Origin of the sequence: Paenibacillus allorhizoplanae (genome assembly GCF_927798215.1) — a bacterium.
GTDB lineage: Bacteria > Bacillota > Bacilli > Paenibacillales > NBRC-103111 > Paenibacillus_E > Paenibacillus_E allorhizoplanae.
Window position 1 is genome coordinate 85,791 of record NZ_CAKMMW010000023.1, and the last position, 18,041, is coordinate 103,831.

The 18,041-nt window shown below is 45.7% G+C and carries 17 protein-coding genes; 15 read left to right on the top strand and 2 right to left on the bottom strand.

Features of this window, described 5'->3' with window-relative positions; genetic code table 11:
• Position 1: 1 nt before the first annotated feature.
• From L6I86_RS27900 to L6I86_RS27915, 4 genes are all read left to right on the top strand, one after another.
• Positions 2–667, top strand: a complete 666-nt coding sequence (locus tag L6I86_RS27900) for a DNA/RNA helicase domain-containing protein (RefSeq protein WP_236291787.1) — start codon at positions 2–4, stop codon at positions 665–667.
• Between the two features lie 212 nt (positions 668–879).
• A complete protein-coding gene (locus L6I86_RS27905; protein WP_236291739.1) occupies positions 880–1,749 on the top strand; it encodes a ParA family protein in 870 nt (289 codons plus the stop codon).
• Positions 1,736–2,155, top strand: a complete 420-nt coding sequence (locus L6I86_RS27910) for a hypothetical protein (RefSeq protein WP_236291740.1) — start codon at positions 1,736–1,738, stop codon at positions 2,153–2,155. Before L6I86_RS27905 ends, L6I86_RS27910 begins: the two co-directional genes overlap by 14 nt.
• A gap of 136 nt (positions 2,156–2,291) precedes the next feature.
• Positions 2,292–3,269: a restriction endonuclease gene (locus L6I86_RS27915; protein WP_236291741.1), complete on the top strand. Its 978-nt coding sequence runs from the start codon at positions 2,292–2,294 to the stop codon at positions 3,267–3,269.
• Between the two features lie 72 nt (positions 3,270–3,341).
• Here the strand turns inward: L6I86_RS27915 and L6I86_RS27920 are convergent, their stop codons facing one another.
• A complete protein-coding gene (locus L6I86_RS27920) occupies positions 3,342–3,563 on the bottom strand; it encodes a helix-turn-helix domain-containing protein (protein ID WP_236291788.1) in 222 nt (73 codons plus the stop codon).
• 54 nt (positions 3,564–3,617) lie between these two features.
• Entirely contained in the window at positions 3,618–3,881 is a 264-nt protein-coding gene (locus L6I86_RS27925) for a hypothetical protein (RefSeq protein WP_236291742.1), read from the bottom strand.
• Between the two features lie 169 nt (positions 3,882–4,050).
• Between L6I86_RS27925 and L6I86_RS27930 the strand changes: the two genes are divergently transcribed.
• The 11 genes from L6I86_RS27930 (at position 4,051) to L6I86_RS27980 (ending at position 18,038) form a co-directional block, all read left to right on the top strand.
• Positions 4,051–4,344, top strand: a complete 294-nt coding sequence (locus L6I86_RS27930; RefSeq protein WP_236291743.1) for a hypothetical protein — start codon at positions 4,051–4,053, stop codon at positions 4,342–4,344.
• A gap of 145 nt (positions 4,345–4,489) precedes the next feature.
• The gene (locus L6I86_RS27935) at positions 4,490–5,281 is read left to right on the top strand and encodes a hypothetical protein (protein ID WP_236291744.1); all 792 of its coding nucleotides are present in this window, start codon (positions 4,490–4,492) and stop codon (positions 5,279–5,281) included.
• A gap of 343 nt (positions 5,282–5,624) precedes the next feature.
• Entirely contained in the window at positions 5,625–7,862 is a 2,238-nt protein-coding gene (locus tag L6I86_RS27940) for a hypothetical protein (protein WP_236291745.1), read from the top strand.
• Between the two features lie 19 nt (positions 7,863–7,881).
• Positions 7,882–9,051 carry a HEAT repeat domain-containing protein gene (locus L6I86_RS27945; protein ID WP_236291746.1) on the top strand — a complete coding sequence of 390 codons (1,170 nt, stop codon included), beginning with the start codon at positions 7,882–7,884 and terminating at the stop codon, positions 9,049–9,051.
• Positions 9,052–9,066: 15 nt separating this feature from the next.
• Positions 9,067–10,515, top strand: coding sequence for a glycosyltransferase family 2 protein (locus L6I86_RS27950; protein ID WP_236291747.1), 1,449 nt, complete (start codon positions 9,067–9,069; stop codon positions 10,513–10,515).
• A gap of 18 nt (positions 10,516–10,533) precedes the next feature.
• Positions 10,534–11,352, top strand: coding sequence for a response regulator (locus L6I86_RS27955; protein WP_236291748.1), 819 nt, complete (start codon positions 10,534–10,536; stop codon positions 11,350–11,352).
• A gap of 30 nt (positions 11,353–11,382) precedes the next feature.
• Positions 11,383–12,738: a nucleotide sugar dehydrogenase gene (locus tag L6I86_RS27960; protein WP_236291749.1), complete on the top strand. Its 1,356-nt coding sequence runs from the start codon at positions 11,383–11,385 to the stop codon at positions 12,736–12,738.
• A 32-nt stretch (positions 12,739–12,770) separates the two neighbouring features.
• Positions 12,771–14,600, top strand: coding sequence for a glutamine--fructose-6-phosphate transaminase (isomerizing) (gene glmS / locus L6I86_RS27965; protein ID WP_236291750.1), 1,830 nt, complete (start codon positions 12,771–12,773; stop codon positions 14,598–14,600).
• A gap of 26 nt (positions 14,601–14,626) precedes the next feature.
• Positions 14,627–15,388 carry an NTP transferase domain-containing protein gene (locus tag L6I86_RS27970; RefSeq protein WP_236291751.1) on the top strand — a complete coding sequence of 254 codons (762 nt, stop codon included), beginning with the start codon at positions 14,627–14,629 and terminating at the stop codon, positions 15,386–15,388.
• A 24-nt stretch (positions 15,389–15,412) separates the two neighbouring features.
• Positions 15,413–16,771, top strand: a complete 1,359-nt coding sequence (glmM, locus tag L6I86_RS27975) for a phosphoglucosamine mutase (protein ID WP_236291752.1) — start codon at positions 15,413–15,415, stop codon at positions 16,769–16,771.
• 13 nt (positions 16,772–16,784) lie between these two features.
• Positions 16,785–18,038: a copper amine oxidase N-terminal domain-containing protein gene (locus L6I86_RS27980; protein ID WP_236291753.1), complete on the top strand. Its 1,254-nt coding sequence runs from the start codon at positions 16,785–16,787 to the stop codon at positions 18,036–18,038.
• Positions 18,039–18,041 lie beyond the last annotated feature (3 nt).

Genomic DNA, 18,041 nt, shown 5'->3' on the forward strand with positions numbered 1-18,041 from the left:
CATTCGTGAGACAGCGAATTTTGATGGTTTTGATTTTGAGTATGACTTTCAAATCTTCGATGACCCTAACGAACTCAGAAGACAAATAATTGAGAAGAATCAAATTGATAATAAAGCAAGAATTGTTGCAGGTTACTGTTGGGATTGGAAATCAAACGGCAAAAGTAACGGTGATATTCATGACATAACTATTGCAGAGCATAATTTTAATATGAGTTGGAACTTGGATAATACGACAACATGGGCAATTGATCCAGAATCAGTAGAACAAGCTGGATGCATTCATACTTCACAAGGACTTGAATTTAATTATGTTGGTGTCATTATCGGTGAGGATTTGCGTTATGCGAATGGCGTATTAATAACGGATCCTTTTAAACGTGCAAAGACGGATAAGTCACTTTCAGGATTTAAGAAAATGTACAAGGAAGATAGAGATCGTGCAATAGGGATCGCCGATCAGATCATTAAAAATACATATCGTACTTTAATGACTAGAGGGCAAAAGGGATGCTACATTTACTGCGTTGATCCAGAACTGAAAGCATATTTAACACAGAGGATGAAGAAGAAACAGGAGTTTATATACATACCTTATACGAGTAGTGTGTTGCTAGCTGCTGAAGAAGCTGCGGGGTATCATTCAAAAGATTATGAGGGCGATTAGATCATTTTAAACAGAAGATCACCAGAGTCAATGTCTACTAAGTGGAATTGAATGAATTTATAAGCATAACCCACCTGAAACTTAGGCTGGATTATGCTTTTTTATGTTTTAATCGGTTTTTATTTATACTCCAGCATGGACCAAATTTTTAACATGAGGACAACCTCCGTAACAATACATTTAGGAAGGATGAAAATTAAGGGGGAATGTGGATGCCAAAAGTGATAAGTATTATTAATCTAAAGGGTGGCGTTGGAAAAACAACGATCACAGTTGCCTTAGCGGAATTTCTAGCAATTGAACATAATAAACGTGTATTAGTGATTGATTTAGATCCACAGACGAATTCAACGGTGGCTTTGATTGGCGAAGATGAGTGGACCAAAAGAAATCAAAACGGACAAACGCTTCATGCATTATTTAAAGATCATATTGATGATACATATACATTTGAAATTGAAAGTAGCATTGTTCGTAAGACATCCAATTTGCATGGTGGGCTGGACACATTGCATTTGCTACCTTCGAGTTTAGATTTTGTGAAAATACAAGATAGGCTCATTCATATTTGGCAAACAGCTCTAATTCGTCCATTTGACGTGTTAAAAAATGCCGTAAATCAACAATTGGAGAACTATGATATTGTCTTGATTGATTGCCCTCCTAATTTAGGAATCGTTACACAGAATGGATTGAATATTAGCGATTGGTATCTGATCCCGACGATTCCTGATCATTTGTCAACGTACGGTATTCCACAAATTATCTCAAGCGTAAAGAACTTTAATCGGAAGAAATCTGATGGTGAAGTAAAGCTTTTAGGTGTTATTGCCTCTATGTATCGTTCTAATGTTAACCGCCATAACTTAACACTACGAAGTTTAGAATCTCAAGTGCAACAAGGTCTACTACCCCGGTTGTTTGAAACAAGAATTCCCTTGGCTTCCAAGGCAGCTGACGCTACTTATTTCGATGCCGAAGGGATTAATACACTTAAACAAAAGTACGGAAATAATGGTGATTACCTATATCAATCCTTTCAAAGGTTGGCGGAGGAACTTCAAACTTATGTCCAAATTTAGTGATGCTAACTTTAGAAAACAACTTTCAACGATATTTATCAGACTTGCTGAGAAAATTGAACAAGATGAACAATTCGCGAAATGGATATTCGAAGGTATCAACTTTTCTAAAAGAAAAAATTCTCAAGGGAAACGCGCGGTACAAATGGAAGTTAAGTCGGTTGTTTCGGAAGCAATTCCTTTGCCTGATATTTTTGCAATTTTTTCAACAGGAGGCCCTGAGGGTTTAAGAGATCAATTAAATACATATGAAGTTGAGATTCTTATAGATATTGTATTGAATAACGGCCTGGATCCAGTAAGGAAGGTACGAAAATGGAAAACCAAAAAGAAAATTATAACTTATATTGTCGACGTTATCTCCAAGCAAATGTCCAAAGGGAATACCTTTCTTGATAAGGGGTAAATGAGAGTCTCAGGAGGAAGCACCCGACTACAGGGTGTTTTTTTTATATTACAAAATGGAAGGATTTATGTAACATAATGTCGAATTTATCCAGAAATCTACTCCCCTATTTAAGATTGGAAAAGAATCCACACCTATGAATAGCGATCTATCTCAATTAGCAATTCAAAGTTTTGTTGCCCCATTTTATTTCATTGCCATGTGTATTGCTCTGTTTACATTTATAGGAGCATTGCTTTATTACCGTTTTCTAAGTAATTGGTTGCACGAGAAGCTTGCGACACTAGTCTGGTTCATTGGAGCCGTTTTTATTTTATTTACAAGCTCTGAGAGGTCTGATGAAATAAAGGATTTCGTTAAAGACTGGACAGTTACAGGGATGATTATAGGAATGTTAATCTCCGCCGTCGCTCTTGGTGTTGTATTTGGTTTACTCTCTAGAAAGAAACGAGGCAGAGCCAAGAAAACGAAAATAAAATCTAGTAGTGTTAAAGTTCAAAGGCCTCGAATGGTACAAAATAGATCAGATGATGAAATATTAAGTAGTTCGCTCGATCGCTTATCTGGAGCAGAGTTCGAACGATTGCTTGCGCTTTATTTTCGGGATAAAGGCTATGAGGTTAAAGAAGTTGGTATAGGTGGTAAGGATGGGGGAGTAGATCTAGTCATTATTGACCAACGTGGTGAGAAGACAGCTGTACAAGCCAAATGCTACGCAAACCATAACACTGTTGGTGTACAAATTGTTCGGGAACTGGTCGGAGCTAAAAGGAATCATGATTGTATCTTATCGTTACTAATCACTACTTCGGATTTAACGGAACCTGCCAAAAAAGAAGCTGAACAATTCAAAGTTGATTATTGGCATGGGGCGGTTGTAGAGCAGAAATTGAAATCATGGGGAAAATGGCAACCAACGAACAAGAAGATAAAGGTACAACCTGTCAAAGATACAGTTCAAAAAGTAGTACAAAGATCCCAAGCTCAAGTCGCAGTTACTAATGAAACAATATGTACATGTGGTGCTCCTATGGTTACGAGGAAAGGGAGAGAAGGCAAGGCGTTCTTGGGCTGTTCCACATTCCCTAAGTGTAGGCAGACGAGATCTGTTTAATCTTATAAAAATAAGAAGGCCTGCTCCAGTTCAGTCAATGACTCAAGTAGGCTTTTATTTTGTACCATGTACTTACTCTTCTTGATTATCCTCAACAAGATCAATAATCTCCCGTATATCCTCAATATTTAAAGCATCAGCAATCCTAACAATATGAGAGAAATTCATATTTTCCCTTTTTCCATTGGATAACTCACTTAATGCTACATGCCTTACATCAGATAACCTAGATAATTCACGTAAGGATATTTTGTGTTGTTTGGTTAGGTTCGCGATCGGGCATTCTTTGTTCAGTTGTCATTGCGCAGCACAGCTATAAGAGGACCAAAAGAAAAGTGCTCCTAATCTTCAGTCATTTAGGCTTTGATTGTCTTCTTCTTTTGATTTTTTATAATCTAAATATTTTTTAATGGCAACAGCTAAATTAAGAACACCTGTAAGCATTACACCGATGTTTGCAGCAAGTTGAGCAGGAGTAAAAGCCACTTGTGTGCCATCACCAACAGGTCCAATTTTTGGCCGGCTGGCATCCCAATAGCCATATAATAATCCTATTAACGGTATTAATATCGCTATAACACTAAATACGATATAAGAAATATATTTATTCATCCTTGCATCCTCCTTATAAAACATATTTATACAAGTATTGTACCATCATTATCATCCATTATGTAGATGATTTACTATAATTGGTATTTTTTTCCTATTCTTTCGACATTTGATAGTAGTGTATTATGCCATTGTTCTTTAAAATTTTACCAAAAAAGGAGAAATTATGTTGAGAAGAGAGAAAAGAGGAATGATGACAGCTAAGAAATTCATTACTGCAGTATGTATAGGTTCAATAATTAGTGTAACCGCACTGCAACCAGTATCAGCAGAAAGTTCACAAGGGGAGAGTCTAGCTAAAGCGACAACGCCCTTTAAAACGGTTGAATCCTACGTAATTGAGACCTATTCGGATACCAAAAATGCTGAAGGATATTACGAGAAAACAGGCTATGAAGTTGTAAACGCGGTAACAAATGTATTTGTTGGTAAGGGAGAGACTGTATCTTCAGAAATAAAATAAACATCAGATCACTATGATAAATTGAAATTATATAAAAACTGTCATAAAAAATGATGAAGCTTCTAATGATTTTATTACCGGCAAAGCACTCATTAAAAGTGAAGGCACAGAAGTATCGGAACGACTTAACGATAGTTCTTTATTAATGCCAGCTATTAATAGTAAAGACACATTTGAGCAAGTTAAATTAGATCCTTCTCAAGAAAAAACGATATTGGATAAAGTAGAAGGTAAAGTTTCGAAACTTCCTAAAGGAAATTATAAAGAAATTCGAGGCATTACTTCTGAAGAGTTAAATGAAATTAAACAAAAAGCTGCCGAAAAAGCGTCAAAAGAAGTAGTTATGAAAACTACTAGTGATACTTTCATTGATACCACTCTTCCAACTAATACATTATCAAGTGATTTCTTTAGCACATGTCCTTCATCTGCTAATGGAGTTGAATCGTGTGGTGCGTATGATAACTATTATAGACATAACATTCTTAATGGAGATTTTACTGTGCAAGTTCTGGGGCATGCTGGCGAAAATAGCAAGTATACTGTGTTACACGGAAGCACTGGTTCTAGTACTGCAAAAGCTCAAAGGCTTTCTACTTTTAAACAACAAATAAATACTTATGAGAGATATATTGTTGATGATTTAGAAGCTAATACTTTTTCAGAACTTGTAGGTTGGGCTTCAGCTCTTGCCTCATTTATATTATTAGTGCAAGGTTTTGGTACTGGTCCTGTAGGATGGGTAGCTGTAGTAGCAACTTATGCTAATGCGCTAAATACATTTGTAAGTTTTACGTCAGCATTTTATGCTACAGCGTCAAGACTACAGATAAGCAAAAATGCAGCAGCTCAACTAAATAATGCTACAACTACGCATTACAATATGTTCAGCTTAGGTGATGCTAATTACGGTTCGGAATATGTAAATGGATTTTAGAAAGTAATAAAAAGCCCGAAGAACACCTGATTCCCCAATCAGGTGTTTTTGTTTTAGCTAGTTAGATTACGCATCAATAATTTTAACTACTCATTCCCATACTCCCCCAACATCCGCCAAATTCACCCCTTATTTCCCTATATCTCTCCCATTTACACAAAATTATTCCATTTTAACAATTTGATCATAATCTTTTAACTCATTCATAACAAAGTTCCAACAACGAACACAATCATCTTGAAATGATCATAATGTTTAACACTTTGAAAACAGACATTTGCACTTTCCTGTCGTACCATGGCAATAGACAGATGAACTCAGCAAATAATCGAAGGTGAATATGATGCGCAAGTGGCTCAAATTGTTGGTAAGGTTAGGTCTTGTCCTCGTGATTGTAGCCGGTGCGCTTTATTATTGGCTGCGTCCGCTTTTGGTCAGAATCGAAAGCACGACGCTGGCTAGCGGCATACATGTGAAGTTTAAGACCGAAGGAACGAATGTAGAAGAATACACGAATGAAGCCTGGCAGCCCTATTTTGCCAAGGGAATTAATATGGGGGCGACGGTCCCTGGACATTTTCCTGGAGAGCTGGTCATTTCGGAGGACGAGTACGAGAGATGGTTTGGCATGATTCAGGACATGGGTGCGAATGTGATCCGGGTGTATACGATTATGATGCCTGAGTTTTACGAGGCGCTCTCCAAATACAACATGAAACATCAGAAAAATCCGCTTTTCTTTCTTCAGGGCGTATGGAGCCCCGAGGAACAGCTGATTGAAGGGCAGGATGCCTTCGATCCTAAGATCAAGACGAAATTCGAGCAAGAGATTAAAGACGCGGTTGCGGCGGTCTATGGCAAGACGACACTCACGCCCGAGCCGCATTCGGGAAAAGCCGGAGGTGCCTATACCTATAATGCAGGTCCTTATCTCATGGGCTGGATTATCGGGACAGAATGGGATCCGAAGATGGTGAAGGGGACCAATGATTTGCACAAGGACACCCCAGACTATGAGGGGAAATATTTCCGGAACAAACCAGGGGCGAACGCTTTTGAAAAGTGGCTGGCCTTGATGGTCGACACGGCGGCGCAAACGGAAATTCAGTATGGCTGGCAGCATCCCATGGCTTTTGCCAATTGGGTGACGACAGATCCGCTCACGCATCCGGGCGAACCTTTGGTTGAAGAGGATCTGGTTAGTGTCGATCCAACGCATATTGAGGCGGCGAATTGGGAGGCGGGCTATTTTGCCTCGTATCATGTGTATCCGTATTATCCGGATTTCTTTGCCTTTGATAAGTCGTTTCAGGAAAAGACCAATAGCAAAGGTGAAATCGATAGTTACTACACGTATCTGAATAAATTAAAAGAAGCGCATCCCAATCTGCCGGTCATGGTGACGGAGTATGGCGTGCCGGCTTCCGTCGGTGTAGCCCACTTGGGTACGCTCGGCCGCAATCAAGGTGGTCATAGCGAGAAGCAGCAGGGAGATATTGATGCGGAATTACTGGGGCAGATTCACGAGTCTGGCTATGCCGGAGCGATTCTGTTCACGTGGCAGGACGAATGGTTTAAGAAGACGTGGAACACGCAACGCTATGATGAAGCAGATCGCCGGGCGTACTGGTATAACACGCTGACGAATGAGTCGTTCTTCGGGGTGCTCGGGATGTTCCCGGGCAAAGACGAAGCGATTCATATCGATGGGGACGCCTCGGATTGGAACAAGCTAAAGGATAAGACGAAGCTGGATGTGCAAGCTCCTGGCTTTGAGGAGATTTGGGCCACGCATGACGAAGGCTACCTGTACTTGCAGGCCAAGTTATCTGAGCCGTTCGACCCGTCCAAGGAAAGCATCTATTTCGGGGCGGATACGCTGCCCGGTGGCAATCGCCATGGTCCTGAGCTTCACGGCATGACGCTTGATGAAGGATTGGAAACATTGATCGAGCTGTCCGACGAAAATAAAAGCCGCATGACGATTGCTTCCAATTACGATATTCATGCTCGCTTGTATGAGCGTTCCGGACTGCCGGACATCGATCCGAAGGAAAAGCAGGATGACTCGGGGATTTTTAAACCTTGGAAGCTGGCTGTCAATTATCTACTGGAACATCCCGACTCCCGGGTGGATCACCCCTTCGGGGATGTAGAGGTTGGCCTTTTAGAGAGAGGCTACAGTGATCCGTCGCGCGCCGAATACAATTCGAAGGCGATGTGGCAAGTGCAAGGGCAGGTGCTCGAAATGCGAATCCCGTGGATGCTGCTGGGATTCAGTGATCCAAGCTCGCTGAGCGTTATCAACTACAAACAGCCGAGTAAGAATAAATTTGAAATGACGCACGTGAAAGGTGTTCGCTTTGTTCCATGGATTGTGAAGAATGATAGCGTTATTGGTCGAGACAGCTCAGCTTCGGCGCAGCAGGTGCAGGTGTCCACGATGCCGCTATACACATGGCAGGGCTGGGAATATAAAGTGAATTACGTGGAACGGCCGAAACAAAGTTACTACATCTTGAAAGAGGCGTTGCATAAGATCAACGGACCCGTTACCAGTACCGTTCCATCGAGCAGTTAAAGAAGAGGAGAGTGCAGGTGTGTACACCAATCTTAATGCAGCCATACAAGCGTTATATATCATTTTGGCTTTTAATCTAGTTTGTGTGGTCATCATTTATGCCATCAAAGTGAGAAGTATAAGAAGGAGAAAGCTGAACGACCGATTCCAAATAAAGTTTAAGGATTACCTAACTTATGTTCAAGCGAATCTGGATGGGGGAGAGCCGTTAAGAGTCCCTCCCTGGACGATGAATCCGGTGGAAAGGGAGGCGATGCAGGAGAAGCTGAATGATATGATGGAAATCTTCTCCGGCGAACAGCGGCACAAGCTGGCTCAGCTTTGCGTAGATTTGGGGCTCGTGCAGCATCATATGGAGCGCTTGAGCAGCCGATCTTATCCAGTGAAGCTGGATGCCGCGTATCATTTGGGATGCATGCGGGTGAAGGAGGCGGTGCCGGTTTTACTGGACATGTTAAAGGTGCATCCGCTCAATTCGTCGCTGTTTGTGGTAGCCCGAGCTGTCGCCAAGTGTTCCCGCAGCCAGCAGGAGCTCGGAGCCATGGTTCAGACGCTGCTTCAGCACAACAAGAAATGCTACGAACTGATTGTGGATATGATCGCCGATTCGGACGTGGATGCAGGTTCCTTGTACGCGGGCTATGTGAGTCGTCAGGATCCAGCTTACGTTCGGATTGGGTTGATTGGGCTCAATGTTTACACAGATCCGGCAGCAGCTTCTGCGGTTTATCGTCTTATGGACTCCAAGCACGAAGACATTCAATTCAAAGCGGTGGATTTGTACCTGAAAAGCTCCCGTCTGCTGCCTAGAAATGTTGTTAGCAAGCTGTTGAGTCATCCCAATCTGGGCATTCGTCGATTGACGATAGAAGCTTTGGCCGACATCAAAAGTACGGCTTACATCGAGCTGATGAAAACCAGTCTGAGCGACGCCGATCAGCGAATCGTGTATGCGTCGGCCAAAGGGTTGCTCCATTTGGGAGAAGCTGGTATGGTGGCGCTTTGTGAAAGTGCAGCAGCGGTTCAAGGGATGGAACGCGGGCAGTTCATGCAGCAGCTGATTGATGATGAGATCAAGCATCTGTCTATGCAGCTGCATAATTGGGATAAGCTCATGCAATATAACACACTGATGTACACCTATGACAAAGTATTTAACAGGTCTAAACGTATCTATCGTGTCGTATAGGAGGGTAGTGTAAACATGTGGGTTTTCGGTTATCAAGTAGTGTTGGGTTCATTCCTGCACGGGTTAAGGGAGTTTTTGCTCTATTACAGCTATGTCGCGATCTTTTACGTTATTCTCGTCACACTGCTCTATTATTTTATCTTTGGATTCTCGGTTCGGCATATTTTCTCGCTTAAGCGGGGAATCCAATACAATCGGATCAATAAGCTATCCAGTTCCAGCCAGCTCCCGCCGGTATCCCTGTTGGTACCGGCCTATAATGAGGAGTTAACCATTATTGAGAACGTAAGGTCACTGCTTGCGCTCAATTATGCGGAATATGAGGTGATCGTCGTCAATGACGGTTCACAGGATGGGACCTTAAAGTGCATGCTTGAAGAATTCAAGCTGGAGCTTGTTCATCCGGTGCTTTCCAGTTCCATTAAGACCGGAAAAATTAGAGGGGTGTACCATAATCCCGAGTATCCCAATCTTTTTTTCATAGATAAAGAAAATGGCGGGAAGGCGGATTCGCTAAATGCAGGTATCAACCTCTCCCACTATGCGTTGATTTCCACGATTGATGCGGATTCTTTGCTTGAAAAGGACGCTTTAACGCGGATTGCCAGGGTCTACATGGAGAACCCCGAGGAAACGATCGCTGTTGGGGGCAATGTTCGAATCGTGAACAGCTGCACGGTGGAAGATGGCATTGTGAAGGATGTTCAATTTCCTCGCAAGCTGCTGCCGGCGCTGCAACACGTCGAATATACGAAAGCCTTTCTCGGCGGCAGGATCGGGTGGAGCGCCGTCAATGGTCTCATTATTATCTCGGGAGCTTTCGGTGTGTTTCAAAAGGAAAAGATCATCGCCGTCGGCGGTTACCGTGGGGGCTACCCTGGTGAGGATATGAACATTGTCATTAAGCTTCACCGCTACTGCTTGGATAATAAAATCCCATACCGGGTAGCGTTTTGCCCAGATGCGGTTTGCTGGACACAAGCCCCTGATTCGTACCGGATCTTGAGCAGCCAGCGTAAGCGCTGGGGGCGGGGAAATCTGAAAAATATGATTGAAGAAGGTATTCACATGGTGTTGCGTCCGAAATACAAAATATTCGGGCTGCTGACACTTCCCTATAACATTGTGTTTGAAACACTGAATCCGTATTTCCGCCTCAGCGGCTTGTTGGCTATATTAGGCTACTGGATGCTGAATATGACGGATTGGCACACGGTCGTTATCTTTTCGTTAGTCAATTTATTTTCCTGTTTTACCTTAAGCCTGGGGGCCTTATTCATTGAAGAGGCGGCCTTCAGCCGATATCCGAAGCTGCGTGACCTGAACAAAATGATCTTGTATTCCCTCTTAATGTTTGCAGGGTATCGGCAAATTGGTGTTTGGTGGAGGTTAAGCGGACATGTCCAATTCCTGCGAAATAACAACTCGTGGGGAACGATGGTCCGTACTAATTTTAATAAATAGATAAGAGGAGTGGAGAAGATGGCGGTATTAGTTCATGATCCGATTCAAGAAGCCATGTTGCAATTAGCAGAAAAGGTTCAGGTTTCCTATGAAAAGGGTGCTCCATGCGGGATGATCCTTGCGCCATGCGCAGCGGTGGGCCAGAAGGTACTGGAACAAATGCAGTCCTATGTGAGCGGCTTTGAGCCGGAGGCAACCCTTCATTGCTTCTACTTGGATCCAAGTGGCCTTCTCGGAATCGTTCTGTCTGGGCAAAAGCTTATTAATACCCACTATGCATCGCTCGTGCTCAAAGAGTTCCTAGACCAGCAAGATTTGCTCGAAGGTCAGACGGTCGTCGCAAGTTTCCCAGAGAGTGGGGAGCTGACGGAACAATCGATGTCACAGATGCTCCAGACGACGCTGCTAGGGAAAGGGGAGAGCAAAGATATTCACCTGTTCATGAATCATGGGGTTCAGCAGGGAATTACATCGATTCTCATCGCCGATCCGGACGAGGTGAGCAGAGAGTTCGTCAAGCTGCGTCTTGAGATCAACGGTTACAAGGTAGAAGAGGCGAAGGACGGCAGTGAAGCGCTCGAGAAATTTGAGAAAACAATGCCGAACTTGGTGATTACGGAGCTGAACCTGCCAATTCTTGACGGGTACCAGTTGATCGACAAAATCAAGAGGGATTATGACGGCGAAGGACAAGTCATCGTTCTTACCGATAAGCAGCTGCCGAAAAGTATGGACCGTGCCTTCGAATTGGGCGCATCCGATTATGTGACGAAGCCCTTCTCCATTTCGGAGCTGGAGTGGAGAATTAAAAAACTAAGTTCCCGTCTGAGCCAATAAAACGAGAAAACGTGAGAGGGTGGAATCATAATGAACGCATATAACCAATTAAAATATAAATTTCAGACAAAAACGGCCGAAATCGGGGTCATCGGTCTCGGCTATGTAGGGCTGCCTCTCTGCATGGAGATGGCGAAGGGCGGGTTTACCGTATACGGCATCGATCTCGATTTCCGGAAGGTAGAGTCACTTCAAAGCGGCCAATCGTATATTCAAGACGTTCCGAGCGAAGAAGTGGCGAAAGCGATCGAGTCCGGCCGGTTTATTCCGACCGACGACTACCATACCGTTCAAAGGCTGGATGCGATCTCCATCTGCGTACCGACACCACTTAGTGAAAACCAAGATCCGGATACCTCTTATATTCAGAGTGTAGTCCGTGAAATTAAAAAGAATCTAAAGCGCGGAGCTTTGATCATCTTGGAGAGCACCACCTACCCGGGAACGACGGAGGAGCTCATCCAGTTTGAGTTGGAAGCGCAAGGACTTAAGGTAGGCAAGGATTTCTTCCTCTGTTTCTCGCCGGAGCGGGTCGATCCGGGTAATCCCAAATTCAACACCTTTAATACGCCAAAGGTTATCGGTGGTACGACGGAATCGTGTATTGACCTCGGCGTAACCTTATACAGCCACGTAGTGAAGGACGTTGTACCTGTCTCCTCGCCGAAAGTAGCGGAGATGTCCAAACTGCTGGAAAATACGTTCCGTAGTATTAACATTGCGTTCATTAACGAAATGGCCATGATGTGCGACAAAATGGACATTGACGTCTGGGAGGTCATTAAGGCAGCGTCGACGAAGCCGTTCGGCTTTATGCCGTTCCATCCAGGACCTGGCATCGGCGGTCACTGCATCCCGCTGGATCCGATGTATTTATCGTGGAAAGCCAAGGAATTCCGCTTTTACAGTAAGTTCATCGAACTCGCACAATCTATTAATGATAATATGCCGGAGTATGTCCGATATAAAGCTTCGCAGATTCTTAACATGTATGCAAAATCCATCCGTAATTCAAAGATTCTTATTCTAGGCATGGCGTATAAGCCGGATGTGGATGATCTCCGTGAATCGCCGGGGCTGGAGCTGTACGAGCTTCTTCGGGAGAGCGGAGCGAAAGTGGACTATTACGATCCACATGCCGTTTCCTTCCTCGATAAAGATGGTGAGACGGTACAATCTGTGAACTACGATCTGTCCGCTTTTGCCGAATATGACGGCATGGTGCTGATTACGAATCACCGCTGCTTCAACAACCGTGAGCTCGCGGAGCTTGGCGTGCCGATCATCGATACGCGCAACGCTTTTGTCGATATTCAAGGGGACAATATTTATAGATTGGGTACGGGTATTCGCAAGCGAGAAGTGAAGATCGCTGTAGGCGTTTAAGCGCATCCTAGAAGAGAGAGGGGAAAACAACGATGTGTGGCATTGTAGGATATATTGGAAAGCGAGATGTACAGCCGATTCTGCTCAGCGGATTAAGCAAGTTGGAGTACAGAGGGTATGATTCTGCGGGGATCGCTGTCCTAGAGCAGGATCAGGTCAAGATTAGCAAGGCGGAAGGACGTCTGGCCAACTTATCAGTTCAGCTGGATAAACAGCCGTTGAAAGGATCGATGGGCATCGGGCATACGCGCTGGGCTACGCACGGCAGACCGTCGAATGTAAACTCCCATCCGCATACGGATATGTCGGGTAAATTTACAGTCGTGCATAACGGCATTGTGGAAAACTACATGGAGCTGAAAATAGAACTGGAGCAAAAAGGCGTCACCTTTGCTTCTGAGACCGACACCGAGGTCATTGCTCACTTGCTTGCTGAGCATTATGAAGGCGACCTCTTCACCGCCATGCTTGCGGTCATTCAGAGACTGCAGGGGTCTTACTCCCTTGGTGTCATGACGGAGTATGAGCCGGATAAGCTTGTCGCGGTTAGACAATCGAGTCCGCTTGTTATTGGGGCGGGTCAGGGAGAATACTTCATGGCTTCGGACATCTCCGCTCTTATTGAGCATACCCGTGAGGTCTATATTTTGGAGGATGGCGATTTGGCCATCCTTACACAGGAGGGTGTCTCCATTACGAAGGTCGAGACAGGGGAACCGGCGGCGTGTAAGCTGATGCATATTGATTGGAGCGCAGATCAGGTGGAAAAGGGACCGTTTGAGCACTTCATGCTGAAGGAAATTCACGAACAACCGTTAACCCTGCGCAATACGATGCTCGGGCGCATCAACGACCAGAACGAAGTGATTTTCCCGGAATTGGCGCACGCAGCAGGCGCGTTCCAACATGTGGATAAAATCTTTATCGTGGCTTGCGGCACCGCCTTCCATGCCGGACTAGTCGGCAGCACGGTTCTTGAGAAGCTAACGCGAATCCCGGTGCAGTGCGATATTGCATCGGAATTCAGATATCGTGACCCGATCATCACGGAGCGAACGCTCGTTATCGTCGTGAGCCAATCTGGGGAGACAGCGGATACGCTTGCTGCTATGCAAGAGAGCAGAAGACAAGGTGCTAAAGTGTTAGCCATTACGAATGTACCAACCAGTTCTGTGGCGCGAGATGCGGATTATGTTATCGCAACGAAGGCTGGCCCGGAAATTGCCGTGGCATCGACCAAAGCGTATACCGCTCAGCTGCTCGCCTTCTATTTGTTCAGCATTTACTTGGCCCAGGAAAGACAGACGCTGTCTACCGAGCTTCATACGAAGCTGGTCCAAGGCTTGAAGGCCCTTCCCGTTCAGGTGGAGAAGGTGCTGGAAAACGCCAATGACGTGAAGCTATATGCGGAATCGATCAAAGATGCGGACAGCCTATTCTTTATCGGAAGGGGCTTGGACTACGCTGTTGCACTTGAGGGATCTCTCAAATTGAAGGAAATCTCTTATATCCACTCGGAGGCTTATGCAGCTGGAGAGCTAAAGCACGGCACATTAGCGCTGATCGAGAAGGATACGCCAGTGATTGCGCTGGCTACACATATGGATCTGTACGAAAAAACAGTTAGCAATATTAAAGAAGTTAAGGCGCGTGGAGCGCATGTCATGGGGATTACGGTGGAAGGCAATGTGGGGCTGCTGAATAGCGTCGATGAAATTTGCTTTATCCCGCCGTCCCACCATCTTCTGGCACCAATATTGGCCGTCGTACCGCTTCAGTTAATCTCCTATTACGCCTCCCTGGCTCTGGAGAACGATATTGATAAACCGCGCAACTTGGCCAAAAGCGTAACGGTTGAATAACCATCCAGAGGGGAGCTGAACCACACATGGAAGCATTCGCTATTTTGTTAGCTGCAGGGAAGGGCACACGGATGAAGTCGGAGCTGCCCAAAGTGCTTCATCCCGTCGGAGGCGTTCCGATGATCGCCCGTTTGGTGGGCAAGCTGGAAGCGATGCCGATCACTAAGATTTTGGCAGTGATCGGTCATCGGGGAGAGCTGGTGAAGAAGTGCTTGGGAGCGCGGGTTACCTATGTCCAGCAGGAGGATCAGCTTGGAACGGCACATGCCGTTCATCAGACTGAGCCTCTGCTCCGTAACCGCAGTGGCTCGACTTTGGTGCTTACGGGCGATACGCCGCTCATCCGACAATCCACCATTGAAATGCTGTTGGCGGCCCAGCGGGCACACACAAGTGCTGGTGTGGTGTTGACCGCGATCGTTCCCGATCCAACCGGGTATGGAAGAATTATCCGAAATCCTACAAGCGGCGAAGTTGTCGATATCATTGAAGAGAAAGACGCAACTGCTGAGCAGAAACTGATTAACGAAATTAACACAGGGATTTTCTGTTTCGATAATGAAAGCTTGTTTCAAGCGCTCCCTGGCATTTCCAATCACAATGCGCAGCAGGAATACTACTTGACCGATATCGTGAAGGTCATGCGACAGACCGGTATTGCCGGTGGCCAGAAGAAATTCGAGGCGATGATCCTCGACGATCCGACAGAAGTGATGGGGATTAACACCCCTGAACAATTGGAGGAGGCGAATCGAGCCTTTTATGAACATATGGGGATTTTTGCCTAATAAGTGATAAGGAGGAGAGCTGATATGGGAGCTATTTTCGGTACAGATGGAGTCAGAGGGGTTGCCAATCGCGAATTAACGCCAGAGCTGGCTTTTGAATTAGGGCTTATCGTTGGCTATATGCTGACGCGCAGCTGTGAAGGCCGTCGGCCCACCGTCGTCATCGGACGGGATACCCGCATCTCCGGGCAGATGCTGGAAGCAGCGTTGGCTGCCGGGTTGTTATCGGCCGGGGCGGATGCCGTAAAGCTGGGCGTAATACCGACGCCTGGTGTGGCTTATGTTACACGGCAATCAGGCATGGCTGCAGGGGTGATGATCTCCGCATCTCATAATCCGGTGGAGGATAACGGGATTAAATTTTTTGGCAGCGACGGCTTCAAAATGCCGGATGCGTGGGAAGCGGAAGTAGAGAGCCGCTTACAGGGTGACGAGCATCGGATTTCCCGCCCTACGGGAGCGGGTATTGGCACCTTGCGTGATGATCCGCAGGGCGCACAGGACTATGTGAGCTACGTGAAGTCGACGGCTGCGACGCCGCTGTCAGGATGCAAAATCGTGCTCGATTGTGCGAACGGGGCGGCTTCCTTCCTAGCTCCGCAGCTATTCGCGGAACTGGGAGCGGAGACTATTCTATTGCATCATCAGCCAGACGGTTTAAATATTAATCAGGATTGCGGCTCAACGCACCCAGAGCATTTGCGTAAGGCCGTGCTGGAACAGGGGGCTCATGCGGGACTTGCGTTCGACGGTGATGCGGACCGGCTAATTGCGGTTGATGAACGAGGCGAGATTCTGGATGGGGATCACATCCTCTATATCCTTGCCGCTCGACTGGCCAAGCAGGGACAGCTGAGACAAAATACTGTCGTTTCTACCGTCATGAGCAACCTTGGCTTTCATCAAGCGCTGCAAAGCATCGGTCTCGATTCGTTAAAAAGCAAGGTCGGAGACCGGCATGTTATGGAAGCGATGCAAAGTGGCGGCTACAACTTAGGCGGAGAGTCCTCTGGACATATCATTTTACTGGATCATTCCACGACAGGAGATGGCCTGTTATCGGCCGTTCAACTGCTGCAGGTCATGCTGCAAGAAGGGAAGCCTTTGTCCGAACTGGTGTCCCCCGTTGTCAAATACCCTCAGTTGGTGGTTAATGTGCGTGTGAACCATAAATCCAAGCTAGAAGGCAATCGTCGCATTGATACCGTCATCCGTCAGGTGGAAAGTGAGATGGCCGGCCGTGGCCGTGTGTTGGTGCGGCCTTCGGGCACGGAATCACTCGTGCGTGTGATGGCGGAGGGACCGGATGAAAGGGAGTTGTCTGGTTATGTGGAAGGCATTGTAGAGGTGGTCAAGGAAGAGCTTGAATATAGCGTGGTTTAATCCGTTCGTCCCTATGAGAAAGACGATTGTATGCTTGATTCTTATTCAAATCTTAACAAGCGTTCCATTATTTTTTCCGGTGTACTCGCTTAACACGGAGCTTGGGGTGCAGGTCAACGGGGAAAAGATTGTCTTCACGGATGTCCAACCATACATCGATGAACAGACGAGTAGTACGATGGTGCCGGTAAGAGAAATTGCTGAAAAACTAGGTGCTAAAGTGGAATGGAATCCTTCCTTGGAACAGGTGACCTTTCGCAGCAAGCACGCTACAGCATTATTAACTATTGGTCAAAAGATTATTTCGGTTGACGGCAAGCAGGTGGAAGTAGATGCTCCGGCTGTCTTGAAAAATGACCGAACCATGGTTCCGCTGAGAGCGGTTAGTGAGAGCCTCGGGGCCGATGTCGATTGGGTGGGAGAACGGAATTTGGTACTAATCACTTCGGCGGATAAAGCGCAAAGGTCCACTTGGATCTGGGACAGCAAGCTGATTGAGACGGATGGTGATAGCATCCTCGCGTTTGCTGCGAAGCAAAAACTGACTGCCATCTATCTGCGCTATGAAAAAACATACCCGGCTCAGGATGTTTACCGTAATTTCATACGCAGAGCGAATGAGCAGGGCATCAAGGTTGAGGCGCTGGCTGGCCAATCGGATTGGATTTATGAAGATAAGCATATCTATATCAAGCAATGGATTGCAGCGGTTACGCAATATAACGCTTCGGTAGGTGCTATCGAACGCTTCCAAGGCTTCCATTTTGATATTGAGCCCTACACATTGGGTCTGTGGAAGACGAATCAAACCTGGGTGCTCGAACGGTGGATGGCTACAATTAGATTCATTGAATCGGAAGTGACAAACACGGATCGCAGCATGACGATGGCCTTCGATATTCCCTTTTGGATAAACACGCTTACCGTTCCGGGATCCAGCTACTCCTTTAGCGCGTGGCTGCTGGAGAAGGCGGATAGTGTCGTCATTATGGCTTATCGGAATAAGGCACTCGGCAGCAATGGCATCATTGCCGTAGCCAAATCCATCATTTTAGAAGCAGCTACACTGAAGAAACAGGCGGTTATTGCCGTGGATACGCTGTCCAGTAAGGAAGCCGATTATACGACCTTTTATAAGTCGAATTCTTCACTTATGGAGTCGGAATTGAAACAGGTCAAGGAAAGCCTCTCCCCTTATCCGAGCTATATCGGCATCGCTATCCATGATTACGTGAGGTGGATCGACCTATTGAACGCTAATCGCTGAGCG

What these genes read in the sequence shown, in the direction of transcription:
- L6I86_RS27970 (WP_236291751.1), top strand. Translation starts at nt 14,627, where the DNA reads ATGGAAGCATTCGCTATTTTGTTAGCTGCAGGGAAGGGCACACGGATG.
- L6I86_RS27905 (WP_236291739.1), top strand. Translation starts at nt 880, where the DNA reads ATGCCAAAAGTGATAAGTATTATTAATCTAAAGGGTGGCGTTGGAAAA.
- L6I86_RS27935 (WP_236291744.1), top strand. Translation starts at nt 4,490, where the DNA reads ATGCCAGCTATTAATAGTAAAGACACATTTGAGCAAGTTAAATTAGAT.
- L6I86_RS27940 (WP_236291745.1), top strand. Translation starts at nt 5,625, where the DNA reads ATGCGCAAGTGGCTCAAATTGTTGGTAAGGTTAGGTCTTGTCCTCGTG.
- glmM (WP_236291752.1), top strand. Translation starts at nt 15,413, where the DNA reads ATGGGAGCTATTTTCGGTACAGATGGAGTCAGAGGGGTTGCCAATCGC.
- L6I86_RS27925 (WP_236291742.1), bottom strand. Translation starts at nt 3,881, where the DNA reads ATGAATAAATATATTTCTTATATCGTATTTAGTGTTATAGCGATATTA.
- L6I86_RS27980 (WP_236291753.1), top strand. Translation starts at nt 16,785, where the DNA reads ATGAGAAAGACGATTGTATGCTTGATTCTTATTCAAATCTTAACAAGC.
- L6I86_RS27960 (WP_236291749.1), top strand. Translation starts at nt 11,383, where the DNA reads ATGAACGCATATAACCAATTAAAATATAAATTTCAGACAAAAACGGCC.
- glmS (WP_236291750.1), top strand. Translation starts at nt 12,771, where the DNA reads ATGTGTGGCATTGTAGGATATATTGGAAAGCGAGATGTACAGCCGATT.
- L6I86_RS27955 (WP_236291748.1), top strand. Translation starts at nt 10,534, where the DNA reads ATGGCGGTATTAGTTCATGATCCGATTCAAGAAGCCATGTTGCAATTA.
- L6I86_RS27915 (WP_236291741.1), top strand. Translation starts at nt 2,292, where the DNA reads ATGAATAGCGATCTATCTCAATTAGCAATTCAAAGTTTTGTTGCCCCA.
- L6I86_RS27950 (WP_236291747.1), top strand. Translation starts at nt 9,067, where the DNA reads ATGTGGGTTTTCGGTTATCAAGTAGTGTTGGGTTCATTCCTGCACGGG.
- L6I86_RS27910 (WP_236291740.1), top strand. Translation starts at nt 1,736, where the DNA reads ATGTCCAAATTTAGTGATGCTAACTTTAGAAAACAACTTTCAACGATA.